The following is a 17,807-nucleotide window of genomic DNA, read 5'->3' on the forward strand; positions in this document are numbered from 1 at the left end:
TGCGATGGCCAACTGGCCCATTTCCTGCCGCTCCGCGACTGGCCGCAGAGATCAGCCTATCCGAGGCATTGACCAAAATCAAACATATGTTAGAAAAAATTAGCGGGTCTGGATCGGTCCCACGACGGTGGACCGCTAGAAAATTTGAGATGAACGAATGAGGCGACTTTCTTCATCGATCAACATCACTTCCGAACGTTTTGTTCGCAACCGCGAAGCGCAGAACGCGCGCACAGCGCTTCTGCGCGAGCGTATGGCGGAGGCAACACGAGGTGGTCGTATCGATATGGTCGAGCGGCATCGCGCTCGCGGTAAGTTGCCGGTCCGTGAGCGTATCGACTTGCTTGTCGATCCCGGAACGGCATTTCTTGAGCTTTCCAGCCTCGCCGCATGGGGACAGTATGGGGGAGAGGTTCCGGGTGCCGGTATCGTCACTGGCATTGGGATCGTCTGTGGGTTGCCCTGCATGGTCATCGCGAACGATGCGACGATCAAAGGCGGATCATTCTATCACGAGACGGTGCAGAAACATATTCGCGCCCAGGAGATTGCCGAGCAGAATCGATTGCCGTGCCTTTATCTGGTTGATTGCGGAGGCGCCTATCTGCCCGAGCAAGACCGCGTGTTTCCCGGTGGTCGCGATTTCGGTAATGCCTTTTATCGGCAATGCAATATGTCAGCGTCGGGGCTGCCGCAGATATCCGCCGTATTTGGCGGTTGCACTGCTGGTGGAGCTTATATTCCCGCTCTTTCTGACGAAGTTATAATGGTGCGGGGCAATGCACGCATTCATTTGGGCGGGCCGTCGATCGTCAAGGTCGCGATCGGTGAGCAAGTCGATGGCGAAACTCTCGGTGGAGCCGAGATGCACACTCGCGTCTCCGGAGTAAGCGATCATCTTGCGGACGACGAGTATCACGCCCTCACGCTCATGCGCGATATCGTCGCTAGTTCGGGCCAGAAACGCACAACCGCGCCTGCAGACCGGCCGCGGCCTCCACTGTACGATCCCGAGCAGCTTCTAGGCGTCGTGAGTGCGGATCGCAGGGAGCCTTATGACGTGCGCGAGCTCCTGCTGCGTATCATCGATGCCGGCGAATTCAACGAGTTCAAGCCCGATTGGGGGGGCACATTGGTATGCGGCATCGCACGCATTCACGGCTATCAAGTCGGCATCTTGGGCAACAACGGTGCACTTCTATCAGAGTCTTCGCTCAAAGGTGCGCAGTTCGTTTCGATGTGCGACCAAAGAAGTCTGCCACTTCTCTTCCTGCACAACGTCCCCGGCTTCATGGTCGGCACGGAGGCCGAGCGCGGCGGCATCGCCAAGAATAGCGCCAAGTTGGTCTATGCCTTGTCAATCGCCAAAGTTCCCAAACTTTCGCTGATCGTGGGCGGCTCCTACGGTGCGGGTAACTATGGAATGTGCGGTCGTGGATTTGCGCCGCGCTTCTTGTTCGCATGGCCGACGGCAGAAGTTTCCACCATGTCAGCGGATATTGCAGCAAACGTGATGATGGAGTTGCGCCTACAAAAGGGAGGCGAACAGAACCAAATGCAGACGGAGTTAAAGGAGATAGAGCTCGCGGTGCGTGCACAATATGCGGAACAATCGAGTCCTTACTATGCAACGTCACGGCTATGGGACGATGGTCTGATTGAGCCAATTCAAACTCGCGACGTCCTCGGGCTGTGTCTCGGCATCGTAACGTCGGTGCCCGAGGCCGGGCGCCACACGCCCGTTTTTCGAATGTGAGGGTTGCTACCATGACCCTAGGCATGGAAAAGACCATCAGCGTCGACGTGAATGCCTTGGGGGTGGCGACCCTGACGCTCAACCGTGCAGAAAAGCACAATGCGATCAATGGAGAGCTGATCGCTGACCTGGGTGCAGCAGTTCAGTCTCTGGCGGGCGACCCAGCCGTTCGTGTCGTAGTGTTGACGGGGGCTGGCAACAGCTTTTGCGCGGGAGGCGACTTCAATTGGTTCGCGTCGAATGTGGAAAAGACTCGTGCTGAGCGAGTGGCAGAGAGCGCGTCGTTGGCCCATTTGCTGCGTGGGCTCGATAGCTTGCCCAAGCCGTTGATTGGACGGATCAATGGTCCGGCCTATGGCGGTGGCGTCGGCCTGATTTCAGTGTGCGACTATACGATCGGAGTCGAAGGTTCAAAATTCGGACTTACGGAGGTCCGACTGGGTCTGCTGCCCGCCACTATCTCACCCTACGTCGTCGCAAGGATCGGAGCGGCCGCCTCGCGCGAGACGATGCTCTCGGGGGCGCTGTTCGATTGTGCGCGTGCCAGGCGCATCGGCCTTTTGACAGAGGTCGTGGCTCCCGGAGAGCTAGACAATGCGGTTGAGCGCATTGTCAATGCACATCTTCAGGCCGCTCCGGGTGCAGTAGCGGACACCAAGCGGCTCATTGCGTATGTCGCGCGTCACGAACTCGATGCCAACATGATCTACACCGCTGACCGACTGGCCGACGCCTGGGAGACTGAAGAGGGAGTTGAAGGCATCAGTTGTTTTTTGAATAGGGGCACACCCTCATGGCGCGTGAAATGAGTTTCAAGCGCGTTCTCATTGCCAATCGAGGCGAGATTGCGCGTCGCATCCATCGCGCCTGTACCAAGCTTGGACTTGAAAGTGTTGCTACGTTTTCCGAGGCCGACCGGAACGCCCCTTTCGTCGCCGAAGCCAATCACGCTATCTGCATTGGCCCGCCCGCACCTTTGCGGAGTTATCTGAACGTCGACGCGATCTTGGAGGCCGCGCAAGTCGTGGGAGCCGACGCGGTACATCCAGGCTATGGTTTCTTGTCGGAAAGCGCCGAATTTGCTCACCGCGTGACCGAGGCCGGGCTCGTCTTCGTCGGTCCGTCACCCGAGGCAATAACGCGGATGGGTTCGAAGATCGAAGCCAAGGCAGTCGCGGAGGCGGCTGGCGTGCCAGTTCTGCCCGGTTATCGCGGTGCAGATCAATCAGAAGCGCGACTGCTTTCAGAAGCCGAGGGCCTCGGCGTGCCATTTATCGTCAAAGCCAGCGCCGGCGGCGGTGGGCGGGGAATGCGGCTTGTCACGCAGCTTGGGGAGGCGATCGACGCGATCCGCGAAGCCAGAGCCGAAGCGCGCGCTGCCTTTGGCGATGCGACCGTATTTCTTGAGCGTTATGCTCCCCGCGCGCGACACGTCGAAGTACAGATCCTGGGGGACAGTTACGGTAATATCGTGCACCTGTGGGATCGCGATTGCTCGCTCCAACGCAACCACCAGAAGCTTGTCGAAGAAGCGCCGGCTCCCGGCCTGCCGGCGCCGCTGCGCGAGAAGATGCTCGATGCCGCTGTAAGCCTCGCCCGCGCTATTGGTTACAGCTCGGCTGGCACTGTGGAATACCTTTACGATTTTGAACGCGGGGACTTCTATTTCCTGGAAATGAATACCCGGCTTCAAGTCGAACATCCCGTCACCGAGGCGATCACCGGCATCGATCTCGTCGAATGGCAACTGCGAGTCGCGCGCGGCGAGGAATTGCCCTTCGCCCAGCGCGACATCGGCTGTTCTGGTCATGCAATCGAGATTCGCCTCGCAGCTGAAAACCCGAGCGACCGATTCCGTCCCGAAACGGGCACAATTACTCTCTGGGAGCCTCCGGTGGCGCCAGGTCTCCGGCTCGACTCGGGAGTCGAAACAGGCAGTGTTGTAAGCCATCATTATGATTCGATGGTCGCCAAGCTCATTGCGAAGGCAGACGATCGTGAAGGTGCGATCCGCAAGGCGGTTGCGGCGCTCGACGGTTTTTTAATCGGGGGCGTAGGCATGAATATCGCCTATCAGCGTGCACTTCTCATTCATCCAGATTTCGCCGCGCTGCGCCACCACACTGCAGCGCTCGAACAGCTTTTTCCCGGTGGATGGAAGGCGCCAGAGGTCGACAAGGAAAGCCAAGCACTGGCTGTGTTGGCGCTGCACCAACATTTGGCCAGGGCCGAGCAAATCGACCCGTGGCACTCCTTGGGGGGATGGCGTGTAACCGATCTAGCGGGCCGCCCCGGCGCGGCACGCTATTTTTTGGTGGGTGACCAGGTCGAAGAGCTCTTGGTGGTCGGGCAGAAGCTTCAGATGGAAGTGCGCTTCAAAGAGATGACGCCGATCTCGGTCGAAGACGTCCAATTCCGCGACGGACGGTTGACCGGGCGCGTTGCCGGCCGACCGTTTGCCCGCATCGTGCGCTTGGAACGCGGCGACATGAACTGGCGCATTCATCTTTCGGGCCGCGATGGCGTGCTGCAGGTGCACATACTCACACTAGACGATCTTCATGGTGGCGATGCCGGTGCTGCTTCAGCTGACGCAGACACTCTGAAAGCTCCAATGCCCGGCACCGTCGTCGAGCTCAGTACCAGACGAGGCGACCTGGTCGAACAAGGTCAGACATTGGTCGTGCTCGAGGCAATGAAGCTATTGCAAAACTTAACCGCACCCTTGAGCGGCACCGTAGAAGAGATTTTTTGCTCGACGGGCGACACCGTGTCTAGCGGTGCCTCCCTTGTCCGATTAGCACGGAAGGAAGAAATATGAATACCGGTCATGAGCAAACGAAATCGACCGCTTTTCCGTTCGACGAAGACATAGAAATGATCCGCGTTCAGCTGCGGCGGTTCATCGAGACCGAAGTCATTCCGGCGGCCGACGCGTGGGAGGAAAAAGGCGTGGTACCTCGCGAAGTCCTGCGCGATATGGGTAAGCTTGGCGTGTTGGGAATGCGCTACGATCTCGAATATGGCGGTGCCGAGCTCGACACGATGGCGAGCGTGATGCTGGCCGAGGAACTGGGGCGCTCCACCTTCGGTGGATTTTCGGCGACGGTTCTGGTCCATACCGACATGGCGTCGCCACATTTGGAGAATGCCGGGACGCCCGAGCAAAAGGCGCGTTGGATGCCCGCTATCACCAGCGGTGAGAAGGTAGCCGCGGTGGCCGTCACCGAGCCGGACGCGGGATCGGACGTCGCGGGTATGCGTACTCGTGCGGTGAAAAAGGGATCCGATTGGGTGTTGAACGGCACCAAGATGTTCATCACCAACGGCGTGTACGCCGATCTGTATTTTGTGGCCGCCAAGACTGATCAGGAGGCGAAGGGCTCCCGCGGGATCACAATGTTCGCCGTCGAGAAAGGCGCACCCGGCTTTTCGGTAAGTCGAGCGCTGAAGAAAACGGGATGGCTGTGTTCGGACACAGCCGAACTGGTTTTCGAGAATGTTCACGTGCCCGCTGAAAACGTGCTCGGTGAAGTCAATCGAGGTTTCTATGCAGTGATGAAAAATTTCCAAAACGAAAGGATTGTGCTGGGCACACTAGCGGTTGCCGAAGCGCAGACAGCTCTGAACTTGACAGTTGCTTACGTTAAGCAACGGAAGGCGTTCGGCGGCGTGCTGTGGGACAAGCAGGCTGTCCGCCAACGCCTGGCTAATTGCCAGGCCCAGATCGAAGCGGGGCGTCAATTAGCTTATCACGCTGCCCGACTGGACTGCGAAGGTCATGACTGTGTGCGGGAAGTTTCAATGGTCAAGGCGTACTGCGGTGAGCTGGTGAATCGGGTTCTCTACGACTGCATTCAATTCCACGGGGGGATGGGTTACATGCGCGAGATGGCGGTAGAGCGGATGTCGCGCGACGCCCGAATTCATGCCATTGGAGGCGGTGCAAGCGAGGTCATGCTGGAAGAGGTTGCTAAACGAATGTAGTCATTTGACCCCCGCGCTTGCGATAGCTTGGAATCCTCGATAATTATGAAATGCGGATGCGGAAGAAAACTCGATCCGATCATGCGCAGCTTATCGCGCGTGCCGGACTCCCAAACCAGAGCCAGCTTGAGCCGTTGCGGTGTGGCAGCGGTAAACGGGCGGCCGTTAAGCTTTCCTGCCCTCATCCCGCCTGACGATGCGGGTAGGCTGACCATGGCCGCCGATCAGCAGAAACTCTTGCGCGCCATATCCCGCTTCCATCGGAATACGCAGAATTCTCCCCTCGTCGGTCGTGCGAGGCTCGGGCCTGACCGTCACCACTCTCGCATCACGCCCAGCCGCGATCGCTTCTGCGACAGTTCGATGGCGGCCGACCTTTTCAAGGTTCAATTGCGTCGGGAACAGCACAGTCCGCCGGCCCGCGTCGGCCTCGCTACACGCATGGGCGGGCGTGAGCCAGATGGAATCGACTGATTCTCGTCCATCATGCCGCAGGACATGATCAAGCGGTGCTTCGGCGAGGAAGAAGTGTGTGTCAAAACGCTTAGGCATGTGCGGTGGCGTAATCCAATGGGCGAAATGCACCAGCCGGTCGAAGGCAGCCACCAAACCTTCACGTTCAATCATGTCGGCGAATCCGACCGCCCCCCTCTCGATTGCCTGCCGATAACGCCTGCCCAGCGCCTCGGCGCGCGCGCCCTCGATGAGCGGGCCGCGGGTCGTCCCACGTGCGAAAAGGACACCGCATTCCTCGAAAGCCTCGCGCGCCGCCGCCGCCATGAGGCACAACATCTCGTCGCTCGCCCAGTCTACACCCACTGCTAGATTGCGCCATCGCGGATCAAAATCGGCGGGATCGACGGAGCCACCAGGGAATACCAAAGCCCCTGATGCGAATTCGATCTCATGATGGCGGACGACCATGAATAGCTCCAATCCGTCCGTGCCGTCACGCGCGAGCATGAGTGTCGCGGCGATTCGTGGTTGTGCGGGCTCGGTCATGCGAAGACTCCGCAGATGATGCCAAAGTGATTATTCATGGTCGACCGTAGGTGCGATCGCAGCACTTCGTCGGCAGCCGCAGCGGAGAGCGGCGAGGTGGCGTATCGCCAGCACTGATGAATCGTAAAGAAAAATGCGAGAGGGACCGGGGGCGCCCCATCTCGAGACTTACACAGTCTTGAATTCATTTGCTCACTCTTTCCGTTATGCGCGCCGGCTTGCCGTTCATGCCAAGATGAGCTCGCTATATCCGCCCTCGGCGACCGCATTGGCCTTCTTGCGAAAGGCCGGCGCACTACCGCTGTAGCGGGCTACAACCCGCTTTTGCTTGCCCTCGATATTCTGGTTAATGCCGGTCATCCAGCTATCCACCTCGTTGGACAGCAAGCCCTCTCCGGTCTTCAGCACGAAATTTGTCCATTCCTCGACCGCTTCGTCGCGGGGAACCGCGAAAGTATAGCCGTGCTCGCGGAGAAACCGGATTAGCTCGGCTACCCAAAGAACATTGTACTCGGCCGAGCGGGGAATGTTGCCGAGGGCAGAATGCGGTCCGATGCACATGAACATATTCGGGAATTCCGCCACCATCATTCCAAGGAAGGTCTCAAGCGCCTGTCGCCATTTCTCCTTGAGCCTCCTGCCGCCGAGACCACAGATATCGATGCGGTCAAAACTGCCTGTGATCGCATCGAAGCCGGTCGCATATACGATCATATCGAAAGCCAAGCTACGGTCCGCGAGTTCGATCCCCGTCGGCGTGATGCGTCGGATCGGGTTATGGAGAATGCTGATCAGTTCCACGTTTGCGCGGTTGAAAACCTCGTAATAGCCGGATTCCTGTGGTACCCGTCGCGTTCCGAACCCGTGATCCTTGGGGATCAGCAGGTCGGCGACTTTGGGATCATGCACGCGTTCACGGATTTTTCTGGCGACGAATTTTGACACTTCCTCGTTCGCGCGGCGGTCGGTCATCATATCCTTGAAGCCGCCGACCCACATCGAAAATCCGGGCGTCTGATATTGCTTCTCCCAAAACGCCTCCCGCTCCTCGGGTGACAGCTCGAATGTGGTGCGGCCATCCGGGGTATGAAGAAATCCAGCCGAAGTCTGGTCGCATAACGAGAACATCTCGGGGTACCATGCGCGCAACCGCCGCATCTCCTCTCGCGAGATCGGCCGGTTGTGCAGCGGCTTGCACCAGTTGGGACGACGCTGGAACACCGTCAGCGTCTTGGCGGTCTTGGCGATCTCGGTGATCACCTGCACGCCACTCGCCCCGCTCCCGATCACCGCGACGCGCTTGCCCTCGAATGTCACCGAATGTTTTGGCCACAATCCTGTGTGGTAGGCCTCGCCGGCAAAACTCTCTCGCCCGGGCACATTCGGATAGGTCGGGGCCGAGAGCGGGCCGACCGCCGTGACTAAGAAGCGGCAGCTGTGGCGCGAACCGTCCTCGAGGATCACATTCCATAAGCGACTGTCCTCCCGGTAATGGCACGCGGCCACCTTGCTCGAGAAGCTGATGCTGCGGCGCAGGTCGAGCTTGTCCGCCATATAGTTCAAATAGCGCTCGGTCTCCGGCTGGCCGGCGAAGTGCTCGCTCCAGTCCCACTCGTCCAAAAGTTCTTGGCTGAACGAGTAAGCGTAGGAGTAGCTTTCACTATCGAAGCGCGCACCTGGATAACGGTTCCAGTACCATGTACCGCCGACGCCGGTGCCCATTTCGAACAACTTGACGTTCATCCCGAGCCGGTCGCGCAGGCAATGTAGCTGATACAGTCCGGACAGGCCGGCACCAACGATGATGGTGTCCCAGTCCAGAGCCGCTACGGGTTCGGGACGGGACAGGCTGGGGATCGTCTCGGCTTCCATCTGTGCGCTCCGGTATTTTTTTGCCGGAACCTGACGCGATCTGCCTCAGGGCGATGATCGCCGGATTCCGTCTTGACGAACGCCGACATCTCCGCCTCTGGTGGATAACCTCGATCCTGCCGCCCGAGATTGACCTCTTGCGAGATGGCATGCGCGTGCCGTCCTAGAACCGCCTTTCATTTTCTTGACATCGATCGTGAAAGGTAACACTGTTGACCGAACAAACGTTAGAAATTTTGTGGAGCAAAGTCAAACTTCTGAAGTTTGATGTCGCCAAATCAGTGTTGCCGAAACGCGTACTGTCAGTGCGGCTGGCGCACTTCTGGCGAGTGAGAGAGGTTCCGATGTTGGCGTGTGCTCCCGGTAGGTTGTTCATTCGGCCCTAACCGAGGAAGCTGAGGTTTCGTCCGATTTCAATGAAGGATCGAGTAGACCGCTCCAAGAATGCAACTCTGACACCGAAGGGGCGAGAGGACATGATGCGAAGTGGGAGCCTGTTGCCCGTTTGTGGGGCCGCGCGAAGCCGTGTCGGTCATGGAGAAACCCAAATCGTGGGGAAATCTTATCAGTTCCCAGTATTTGAGTTGATCCTGAGACAGCGCCGTCGTTCGTGGAGATGGGGCGTCTGCATGGCCGGAGGTGACATCGTCATGCAGGGTCGGGAAAACAGTCGGCCAGCTGCCAGATACGCGGCGGAGCGGGCGCTCTTTTTGTTGCTGTTGTCCGCCGCCTTGAGCACACGCTGTCGCAAACTCGCCGAAGAGTAACCCACAAAGCGGCCCTCAGGGCAACCACTTCGAAAAACCGCACTGCTGGTGGGCACCCTTCCGCGAAAGGTCTCACACTCGCGTCGTCCACCCGGCGCGCGCGCGGCGACCAGCGTGATTTCCGCGCCCATCGCGCGACTAGCGGCGCACAGACCTGATTGACCACGACGTGGCGACCCTCGTCGACTTGCCGGAGAGGGCGCTTGAGAAGGCGATGCAACAATCGACCGACGTTCTCGACAAGTCGATAGCGCGTCGGCAAGCTTGAGATAGTCGATGGAATGCCATCATGACATCATTGAGTCGCGTGGCCTGGTTGATGAGGCTGATCGGAATGCCGCCCGGGATGGTCGCCTCTGAGGAAACGTTCAACATCGCGTGGCGTTGGACAGAGGCCTGCGCCCAGAGTCAGTCAACACCTAGGACAAGCCCGGCTTCATGCGGAACGCCGTTATGGCGCCGTTCCACAATGATATAATCCGGGTGGTGGGATCAGAACGACGAGAAACGCGCCGAGAAAGAAACCTACTTTTCCCTACCGAGGAAGAGCGACAGCTGCACTTTCCTGGAGACGAACCGCCCTTGCAGCATTTTCTAACACATGTTAGATATGATCAAGCCCGACATAAGGGATCGGGGAGGGAGGAAATGGATAGTTCACCGCGAGGGCCATTCGGGTTCTCGGAATCCGAGTTGCGCAATTGCGCGACGGTTTTCAGGCCCGATCTTTTCAAAGGAAAAACCGTCGTCGTTTCTGGCGCTGGCAGCGGCTTGGGACGGGCAATCGCTTCGCTCTTCGCGCGGCTTGGCGCATCATTGGCGATTTGCGGCCGCAATGAAGAAAAACTGAAAAGCGCTGCGGACCATTTGCGCGGCTTCGGCGGCGATGTCCTGAGCCAGCGGATGAGCATACGCGATCCCGAGCAGGTAGCTGCTTTCATGAGTGCGGTGTACGAGCGCTTCGGGCGGCTGGATATTCTAGTCAACAACGCTGGTGGTCAATTTCCGCAGCCGGCGCTCGACTACTCGCCCAAGGGTTGGAATGCAGTAATCGATACCAATCTTAATGGGACATGGTGGATGATGCAGGCTGCAGCGAAGAGATGGGTCGCGGCAAAACAGCCTGGCAATATAGTAAGCATCGTTGCCGACATCTGGCGCGGCTTACCCGGCATTGCGCACTCCTGCGCAGCTCGCGCCGGCGTGATCTATCTGTCCAAATCAGTGGCGGTGGAATGGGCGCCGTACAACATCAGGGTCAATTGCGTCGCGCCTGGATGCTGCAAAAGCAACGGATTCGGCAACTATCCGCCAGAAGGCGCGGCCACTTTTGAGGAAGCAAATCCGATGCGCCGGTCAGGTGACGAGTGGGACGTTGCCGAGGCCGTTGTTTATCTGGCTGCACCCTCGGGCAAGTTCATCACCGGCGAAATTCTGACGGTCGACGGCGGTCAGCAAATGTGGGGTGATCCGTGGCCGACGGGGCGTCCAGATTACTTCAGAATAGGCTAATCAGGTTTGCGAGCCGCTAATGCGGATCGAAAGGGTATGACGGAAAAGTGCATGGCAAAAGAGTTCTGCGAAGCGGTGCCGATCCTACAATGTACCGGCGTTGAACGTCGCTTCGGCGGTCTAATTGCTGTGACCGGAGTCGATTTGAGCGTTTATCGCGGCGAGATCTTCGGTCTTGTCGGGCCAAACGGTAGCGGCAAGACCACGCTGACAAACGCCATAACCGGCTTTTATCCGCCCAACAAGGGGACGATCAAGCTAGACGGCAAGGACATTACAGGCACGGCGCCCCACAAGGTGGCCGGATTGGGCGTCGCTCGCACATTTCAGAATCTGGCTCTGTTCAATGGCATGAGTGTGCTCGACAACATCTTGCTTGGCCGACACGTCCACATGCGCCCCGGCGTGATTCGCACGGCGCTCTATTGGTGGTTGGCGCGTCCGGATGAAATGCGAAACCGTGAAATCGTGGAGGAGGTGGTTGAGTTTTTGCAACTCGAAAGCGTCCGTGATGACCTTGTCGATGGCATTCCGATCGGAATGAAGAAGCGTGTCGAGCTTGCACGCGCGTTGGTGGCGGAGCCGCGCCTTCTGATCCTCGATGAGCCGATGGCTGGAATGAACCAGGAGGAGAAGGAGTATATGGCAAGGTTCATTCTCGATGCGCGCGCGGAGCGCGGCGTGAGCGTTTTGTTGATCGAACACAGCATGGATGTGATTACCGGCATATGTGATCGCGTGCTGGCATTGAACTACGGAGAAATGATCGCAACGGGCAAACCAAGGGAGGTTGTCAAGGATCAGCGAGTCATCGAAGCCTATATTGGTGTCGGTCATGCGGCATGAAAAAGTGATGGGTATGCAAGCAAGTGCCGCAGACGATACCTTGGCGCGCCTTCTAGCTTACAACGCCGCCCAGCATGGCGATAAGATCGCGATGCGGGAAAAGGATCGCGGCATTTGGAAGGAGATGACATGGTCCGAGTATTTCGGTGAGGTGCTGGTTTGCGCGGCTGGTTTGGACGCTCTCGGAGTTCGGTCGGGCGACGCCGTCATGATCCTTGGCGACAACCGCGCGCGCCTTTATGCGGGCATGACGGCATCGTCGATGCTGGGAGCATATGCGATGCCAGCCTATCCGGGGACGACACTGGACGAATTGCGCCACTTCGTCGGTGAAGTGAAGGTTGTGGCGGCGCTCGCGGAAGACCAGGAGCAGGTCGACAAATTTCTCGATTTGCGGGAGGATGGCAGCGCGATCCAATATATCGTCTACGAGGACAAGAGGGGCCTTAACACTTATGACGCGCCGGGGCTCCTGTCGTGGGAGGACTTTCAGGACAAAGGTAGGACAAATCTCAAGTCAAATCCGGAGCTGCGGGATGGCTTAGTCGATCGTGCTATGCCGGACGATCCTGCGATATTCCTGCATTCGTCGGGCACGACCGGTAAACCAAAGGGGGTCGTGCTCAGCCACAGAAATGTCGTCGCCGCAGCTCGCAATGCCCATGCGGGCGGGGCGTTCTGCCACGGTGAAGAGGTTCTCGCCTATTTGCCGATGGCATGGGTCGGAGATTTTGCCCTGACGGTTGCTGCCGCAATCGCTTTTCGCTTTACCGTCAATGTACCGGAAAGGCAGGAAACGGTTTTGCGTGACATGCGCGAGATCGCGCCCAGCCTTTATCTAGCTGCTCCGCGCAGCTGGGACAACTTACTAACCTCCATTCAGGTGGGAATCGAGAACTCCACTCCGTTGAAGAAATGGCTCTACCACTTTTTTACGGACAGAGCGGTTGCCTCGGAAAGGCGAAAGCTCGATGGGAAAAAGCCTGGCCGTCTGGAATGGCTGGCCCGGTTGCTGGGCGAGCGCATTGTCTTCGGGCCCGTGAAAGATTTGTACGGTCTCAGCAGATTGAAGAGCGCGTTCACGGGTGGCGAAGCCATTGGGGAGGATACGTTTGTTTTCTACCGTGCGCTGGGGATCAAGTTGCGACAGCTTTATGGCCAGACCGAAAATGCAGCCTTCAATGCCATTCAGGCGCCCGATGAAGTCAAGCTACATACCGTAGGCCGACCGCTTCCTGGCGTTCAGGTAAAGGTGACGGACGCGGGTGAAATACTGCTTAAGGCAGAAAGCGTGTTTCGCGGGTACCACAACAATCCTTCGGCAACCACGGAAGCGCTCAAAGACGGTTGGCTGCACACCGGCGATGCCGGATATCTGGAGAACGACGGCCACCTCGTCGTGCTGGGACGCGTTTCCGAAGTTGTCCATACCAAAAACGGCGAACGCTACGTCCCGAATTACATCGAGAACCGGCTGAAGTTCAGCCCGTACATCAAAGACGCGGCCGTATTCGGAGCCGGCCGGGATGAATTGACGGCCATTGTTTGCATCGACCTGGAGGCAGCCGGGCATTGGGCCGAAACCAACGCCGTGCCCTATGTCTCATACGCGGACCTGTCGCAACGGTCGGAGATTTCCGAGTTGCTCCGCGATGCGTTTCACCGGGTCAACAAAGCGCTTCCAGAAGCGCTGAAACTGCATCGATTCGTCAGCCTCCACAAAGAATTCGATCCGGATGATGGTGAAATCACGCGCACCCGCAAGCTCCGCCGCGCAGTCGTCGAAGAGCGGTACGAGCCGGTTATTGCTGCGCTTTACGATGGATCGAAACAGATACATGTGAAAGCCGCGGTGAGGTACGAGAGCGGCGATGTCGGCCTCGTGGAACGCACGCTGGCCATCCGGGAGGTCTGAATGGACATCGCATTTCTCAGCGAGCTTGGTGTAAATGGTGCATTGACCGGATTGCTCTACTCGCTTTTCGCACTTGGGCTTGTGCTGATCTACAAATCGTCGTCGGTTCCCAATCTTGCTCAGGGCGCATTGACGATGTTGGCCGCATACGCGGTGCTGGCCCTTTCCCGGCAGCTGGGGTTCCCATTGTGGCTGGCCATAGCTGCCGCAACGATCATCATGTTTCTGGCCGGCTTTGCCGTGGAGAAGGTGGCGCTGCGGCGGATGGCAGGGCGTCCGATCGTCATGATCCTGATGATGACGCTCGGTATCGATATCTTTATACGCGGTACGACCTTGGCTGTGTGGGGCGGCACCTCCCGTTCGATGGAGCTGGGCATCAGCTACGATCCTTTGTTTCTGGGGCCGCTACTGCTGAGCCGGATAAATCTGGCCGGAGCTGGCGTCGCGCTCGCACTCTTTGTGGGACTTTTCCTGTTCTTCCGAACGCGCCTTGGAATCCGATTACGTGCAATCTCGGACGATTATGTCGCTTCTTGGTCGATCGGGATCTCCGTCGAGCGCGGCGTAGCTTTGTCATGGGGTATGGCTTCCGTGATTGCGGTTGCGTCAGGTGTGATTTGGGGAGAGATCCAGGGCGTCGACCAATCGCTTTCGCAGCTTCTGCTGAAGGGACTTACAGTGGCCGTCCTGGGCGGTCTCGACAGCATTGCCGGCGCGGTTCTTGCCGGAATTTTCCTTGGGATCGTTGAGAACGTAGGCTCCTCCTATCTCGATTCAGTAGTTGGAGGAGGTAGCCGTGATCTGATCGTTGCTGCCGTGCTGATCTTCACCGTCGTGTTGCGTCCGCATGGACTCTTCGGCCGCCACGACATCGAAAGAGTGTGACGTATGTTCTATCCTCTCGCGGGTGTCCGTCATGGGAGCTACAAGTCGGACAGCAAGCTGTTCCCGGTGCCGACGGACCGGACCCTGCTTATTCTCCTTACTATTGTTGCCATCGCTGCACCGTTCCTTCTGAGTTCGTTGTATTTGAACAGCTACGTTCAACCGTGGCTGATCTGGACGGCGGCGGCTCTCGGTCTCAATCTAGTGACGGGTTGGGCAGGGCAACTGCATCTGGGATACGCTGCTACTATGGCGGTGGGAGCCTATGCGGCCGTACACGCGGCTAGGTTCGGCACTCCCTGGGAGCTCGCTCTTCTGATCGGCGGCCTTGCCGCATCGTTGATAGGAAGCCTGTTTGCCTTCGCGGCCCTGCGCGTGAAAGGGCTTTATCTTGCGATCGTCACGCTTGCCATGCAGTTCGTAATGGACTGGGTGCTAAACCATTCGCCCGCGATTTCTGGCGGCTCTCACGCCTCGCTTCAATCCCCTCGTTTTGCCCTCTTTGGGCAGGAAATCGCTTCAGACAAAGGACTATATTATGTGGCACTCGGATGGTGTGCGTTGGTTACCATTTTCATGATGAACACGCGCCGAACCGCTTTGGGACGGGCCTTGGTTGCAGTACGTGAAAAGGACTATGCGGCTGCAATCCTTGGCGTGAACAGCTTCTACTACAAGCTGATTGCCTTTTCGGCTTCCTCGTTCATCGGTGGGATCGGCGGAGCCATTCTCGTTGCGACGTTCTTTTTCCTGGCTGCGCCTGAGCAATTCTCGGTAAACGTTTCGATCCAGGTGCTTGCCATGATCATCGTCGGAGGGCTCGGCAGCATCATCGGCACGTATTTTGGAGTGGCGTTGATTCTCCTTATGCCAGGAATTGCGAACGAAATCCTTGCTAAGGCAGCGGGCCTGTTTGGACTTCAACTCGGCAATGAAACGCTCGCTCATATCCCGACGGCCGTCTACGGCGCTTTGATCATCATTTTTCTGCTGGTTGAGCCTTTAGGCCTCGGAAAGCTCTATGCGAACATCAGGGACTATTTCCTGGTCTGGCCCTTCGACCAGTTCAAGAAATAGGACCCGCCATGAATCCGCAAGAGATCCACAAAGATAGCCCGATACTGTCGATGAACAGTGTGGAGGTGCTTTACGATTCGGTCATGCTTGCCATCAAGGGAGTATCGATCGAGGTGCCGCACGGAGGGGTGGTTGCGCTTCTTGGATCCAACGGAGCCGGGAAGAGTACGACATTGAAAGCAATAAGTGGCCTTCTGGCCGCGGAACGCGGGAAGGTGAGCCGAGGTGAGATCCGCTTTGACGGCAAAGCAATTGGCGACCGTCCGCCTCAGGAGCGGGTCGATCTCGGGATTTGCCATGTGATCGAGGGACGTAGGGTTTTCGAACATCTGACGCCGGATGAGAACCTCGAAGCGGCGGCTCCAACGTCGATGTCGAGGGCGCGGGTCGCTTCGGATAAAGCGCGCATTTACGACTACTTTCCACGCCTGGCCGAGCGAAAGTCTGCGCTTGCCGGATATCTTTCGGGCGGTGAACAGCAAATGCTCGCAATCGGGCGGGCCTTGATGACGCAACCGCGTTTACTGATGCTGGACGAGCCTAGCTTGGGCCTAGCTCCGTTTCTGGTGGCCGAGATTTTCGAAATCATCAAACGCATTAATCGCGATCACGGCCTGTCCGTCCTGCTTGTCGAACAAAACGCGCTTGCGGCTCTCGATATCGTCTCGCATGGCTATCTGATCGAGAATGGGCGCGTTGTCATGCATGACACGGCGGAAAGGCTGAAGGCAAACTCCGATATTCAGGAGTTCTACCTGGGCGGTAGCGAAGCCAAGAGTTTTCACGACATCAAGCATTATCGCAGGCGCAAGCGCTGGCTCAGCTGATCAGGAACGTCCAGACCGGCATTTGTGAAGGGAGGAGAGCTCATCATGGGATTTTCGAGGTTGCTTGCAAGTGCGGCAATCGCCTGCGTCGTGGTGCTTTCGATAGCGCCTCAGGCCAGTGCCGTACAACCGCTCAAGCTTGGCGTTTGCTACGATTTGAGCAAGGCCTACACTTTCGCCACGCCCCAGGTATCGCAGGCGGCACAGGATCTGGTCGCGCTAACCAATCTCAAGGGTGGGATCGCCGGTGCTCCGATCGAAGTCATCGTGCGAGACCATGGCAATGAGCCGCAACGCGGCATCGAGTGCTACGAAAAGCTCAAACGAGAAGGTGTCTTCATCTTCGACACACTGTCGACCCCCGTTTCGCTCGCCGTGTTGCCGCGAGTTATGCAGGACAAGAACATCCTCATCCAGGCATTGGTCGGCCGCGGAGATGCCGTGGACGGCGCCGTGTTTGAGTGGGTTTTCCCGCTGGGGCCCACTTACTGGGGGCAGGTCGCCAACGATGTTGCCTACTTGAAACAGGTGCATGGCGGCGATCTGCGCGGGGTGAAAGTCGGATTCGTCTATCTCGACTATCCGTTCGGTCAGGAGCCGATTCCAATTCTCGAGACACTGGCCAAGGTGGAAGGCTTCGAGTTGAAGCTCTACCCGGTGCCGCTCCCTGGCAACGATCAGGCCGGCATCTGGACTCAAGTTCGCCGAGACCAGCCCGACCACATCATCAGCTGGCTGTTGGGAGGGGCGCATGTCGTGGCATCGAAGGAGATGAAGCGCAACGGCATCCCAATGGACAAGTATATCTCGGTCAATTGGCTGAACGAAGTGGATATTGCCAATATCGGCCCCGAGGCAGCCAAGGGGTTGAAGCGGGGCACCAACGTTGCAGGTGGGCAGGATGTTCCGCTGATCCAGGAGATCATCGCTGAGCTTTACAAGAAGGGCAAAGGCAGCGGGCCGGAGAAAAACCTCAAGGATGTCTACTACAACACTGGACTGGCCATGTACTCCATGATCCTCGAAGGCGCTCGCCAAGCTGCCAAGTTGCAGGGCGATCCGATCACTGCCGCGGCAATGCGTGAAGGGCTCCAACACATCACAAACTATGATGCCAACGGGCTGATGGCACCGGTAACGGTGACATCGAACGATCATGGTGGCGGCGGCAAGACCCGCATCGAGATGTGGGATGGTCAGAGATGGGTGCCGCAGACAGAATGGAGGGCGGCCTATACGGATCTGATCTGGGAAGTGGTGAGGAAGAGTTCCTCCAAATATCGAAACTAGCCTTTGAGGGCTCCGCTCGGCGCAGCGCCGGTGCAAGGCTTTGCGGATAGCGGAGATGTAGGATTGGA

At 58.0% G+C, this 17,807-nt stretch carries 13 protein-coding genes; 11 read left to right on the top strand and 2 right to left on the bottom strand.

Features of this window, described 5'->3' with window-relative positions; genetic code table 11:
* Positions 1-157 precede the first annotated feature (157 nt).
* Genes R3D51_19050 through R3D51_19065 form a run of 4 tightly spaced genes read left to right on the top strand, consistent with a single transcriptional unit; the run spans position 158 to position 5,743 of the window.
* Positions 158-1,756 (top strand): carboxyl transferase domain-containing protein, encoded by a 1,599-nt coding sequence (locus R3D51_19050; protein MEZ5901583.1) that lies wholly within the window; start codon positions 158-160, stop codon positions 1,754-1,756.
* A gap of 11 nt (positions 1,757-1,767) precedes the next feature.
* On the top strand, positions 1,768-2,565 hold the full coding sequence (locus R3D51_19055) for a crotonase/enoyl-CoA hydratase family protein (protein ID MEZ5901584.1): 798 nt from the start codon (positions 1,768-1,770) through the stop codon (positions 2,563-2,565).
* Positions 2,562-4,577: a biotin carboxylase N-terminal domain-containing protein gene (locus R3D51_19060; GenBank protein MEZ5901585.1), complete on the top strand. Its 2,016-nt coding sequence runs from the start codon at positions 2,562-2,564 to the stop codon at positions 4,575-4,577. Before R3D51_19055 ends, R3D51_19060 begins: the two co-directional genes overlap by 4 nt.
* Positions 4,574-5,743: an acyl-CoA dehydrogenase family protein gene (locus R3D51_19065; protein ID MEZ5901586.1), complete on the top strand. Its 1,170-nt coding sequence runs from the start codon at positions 4,574-4,576 to the stop codon at positions 5,741-5,743. Before R3D51_19060 ends, R3D51_19065 begins: the two co-directional genes overlap by 4 nt.
* Before the next feature lie 165 nt (positions 5,744-5,908).
* Here the strand turns inward: R3D51_19065 and R3D51_19070 are convergent, their stop codons facing one another.
* Positions 5,909-6,745 (bottom strand): NUDIX hydrolase, encoded by an 837-nt coding sequence (locus tag R3D51_19070; protein MEZ5901587.1) that lies wholly within the window; start codon positions 6,743-6,745, stop codon positions 5,909-5,911.
* Positions 6,746-6,970: 225 nt separating this feature from the next.
* Positions 6,971-8,617, bottom strand: a complete 1,647-nt coding sequence (locus R3D51_19075) for an NAD(P)/FAD-dependent oxidoreductase (protein ID MEZ5901588.1) — start codon at positions 8,615-8,617, stop codon at positions 6,971-6,973.
* A gap of 1,415 nt (positions 8,618-10,032) precedes the next feature.
* Here R3D51_19075 and R3D51_19080 point away from each other — a divergent pair.
* The 7 genes from R3D51_19080 to R3D51_19110 are packed head-to-tail and all read left to right on the top strand — an operon-like array spanning position 10,033 to position 17,739.
* On the top strand, positions 10,033-10,896 hold the full coding sequence (locus R3D51_19080; GenBank protein ID MEZ5901589.1) for an SDR family oxidoreductase: 864 nt from the start codon (positions 10,033-10,035) through the stop codon (positions 10,894-10,896).
* 51 nt (positions 10,897-10,947) lie between these two features.
* Positions 10,948-11,742: an ABC transporter ATP-binding protein gene (locus tag R3D51_19085; GenBank protein MEZ5901590.1), complete on the top strand. Its 795-nt coding sequence runs from the start codon at positions 10,948-10,950 to the stop codon at positions 11,740-11,742.
* A gap of 7 nt (positions 11,743-11,749) precedes the next feature.
* A complete protein-coding gene (locus R3D51_19090) occupies positions 11,750-13,657 on the top strand; it encodes an AMP-binding protein (GenBank protein ID MEZ5901591.1) in 1,908 nt (635 codons plus the stop codon).
* A complete protein-coding gene (locus R3D51_19095) occupies positions 13,658-14,545 on the top strand; it encodes a branched-chain amino acid ABC transporter permease (protein ID MEZ5901592.1) in 888 nt (295 codons plus the stop codon). It abuts the gene before it with no gap.
* 3 nt (positions 14,546-14,548) lie between these two features.
* Positions 14,549-15,622 (top strand): branched-chain amino acid ABC transporter permease, encoded by a 1,074-nt coding sequence (locus tag R3D51_19100; protein ID MEZ5901593.1) that lies wholly within the window; start codon positions 14,549-14,551, stop codon positions 15,620-15,622.
* An 8-nt stretch (positions 15,623-15,630) separates the two neighbouring features.
* Entirely contained in the window at positions 15,631-16,449 is an 819-nt protein-coding gene (locus tag R3D51_19105; GenBank protein ID MEZ5901594.1) for an ABC transporter ATP-binding protein, read from the top strand.
* Between the two features lie 45 nt (positions 16,450-16,494).
* Positions 16,495-17,739: an ABC transporter substrate-binding protein gene (locus tag R3D51_19110; GenBank protein ID MEZ5901595.1), complete on the top strand. Its 1,245-nt coding sequence runs from the start codon at positions 16,495-16,497 to the stop codon at positions 17,737-17,739.
* The last annotated feature ends 68 nt before the right edge of the window (positions 17,740-17,807 follow it).

It is taken from the genome of Hyphomicrobiaceae bacterium (genome assembly GCA_041397645.1).
Classification (GTDB): Bacteria; Pseudomonadota; Alphaproteobacteria; order Rhizobiales; family Hyphomicrobiaceae; genus Hyphomicrobium_B.

Coding starts and splice junctions, on each gene's coding strand:
- R3D51_19050 (MEZ5901583.1), top strand. CDS start 158: ATGAGGCGACTTTCTTCATCGATCAACATCACTTCCGAACGTTTTGTT.
- R3D51_19055 (MEZ5901584.1), top strand. CDS start 1,768: ATGACCCTAGGCATGGAAAAGACCATCAGCGTCGACGTGAATGCCTTG.
- R3D51_19060 (MEZ5901585.1), top strand. CDS start 2,562: ATGAGTTTCAAGCGCGTTCTCATTGCCAATCGAGGCGAGATTGCGCGT.
- R3D51_19065 (MEZ5901586.1), top strand. CDS start 4,574: ATGAATACCGGTCATGAGCAAACGAAATCGACCGCTTTTCCGTTCGAC.
- R3D51_19070 (MEZ5901587.1), bottom strand. CDS start 6,745: ATGACCGAGCCCGCACAACCACGAATCGCCGCGACACTCATGCTCGCG.
- R3D51_19075 (MEZ5901588.1), bottom strand. CDS start 8,617: ATGGAAGCCGAGACGATCCCCAGCCTGTCCCGTCCCGAACCCGTAGCG.
- R3D51_19080 (MEZ5901589.1), top strand. CDS start 10,033: ATGGATAGTTCACCGCGAGGGCCATTCGGGTTCTCGGAATCCGAGTTG.
- R3D51_19085 (MEZ5901590.1), top strand. CDS start 10,948: ATGGCAAAAGAGTTCTGCGAAGCGGTGCCGATCCTACAATGTACCGGC.
- R3D51_19090 (MEZ5901591.1), top strand. CDS start 11,750: ATGGGTATGCAAGCAAGTGCCGCAGACGATACCTTGGCGCGCCTTCTA.
- R3D51_19095 (MEZ5901592.1), top strand. CDS start 13,658: ATGGACATCGCATTTCTCAGCGAGCTTGGTGTAAATGGTGCATTGACC.
- R3D51_19100 (MEZ5901593.1), top strand. CDS start 14,549: ATGTTCTATCCTCTCGCGGGTGTCCGTCATGGGAGCTACAAGTCGGAC.
- R3D51_19105 (MEZ5901594.1), top strand. CDS start 15,631: ATGAATCCGCAAGAGATCCACAAAGATAGCCCGATACTGTCGATGAAC.
- R3D51_19110 (MEZ5901595.1), top strand. CDS start 16,495: ATGGGATTTTCGAGGTTGCTTGCAAGTGCGGCAATCGCCTGCGTCGTG.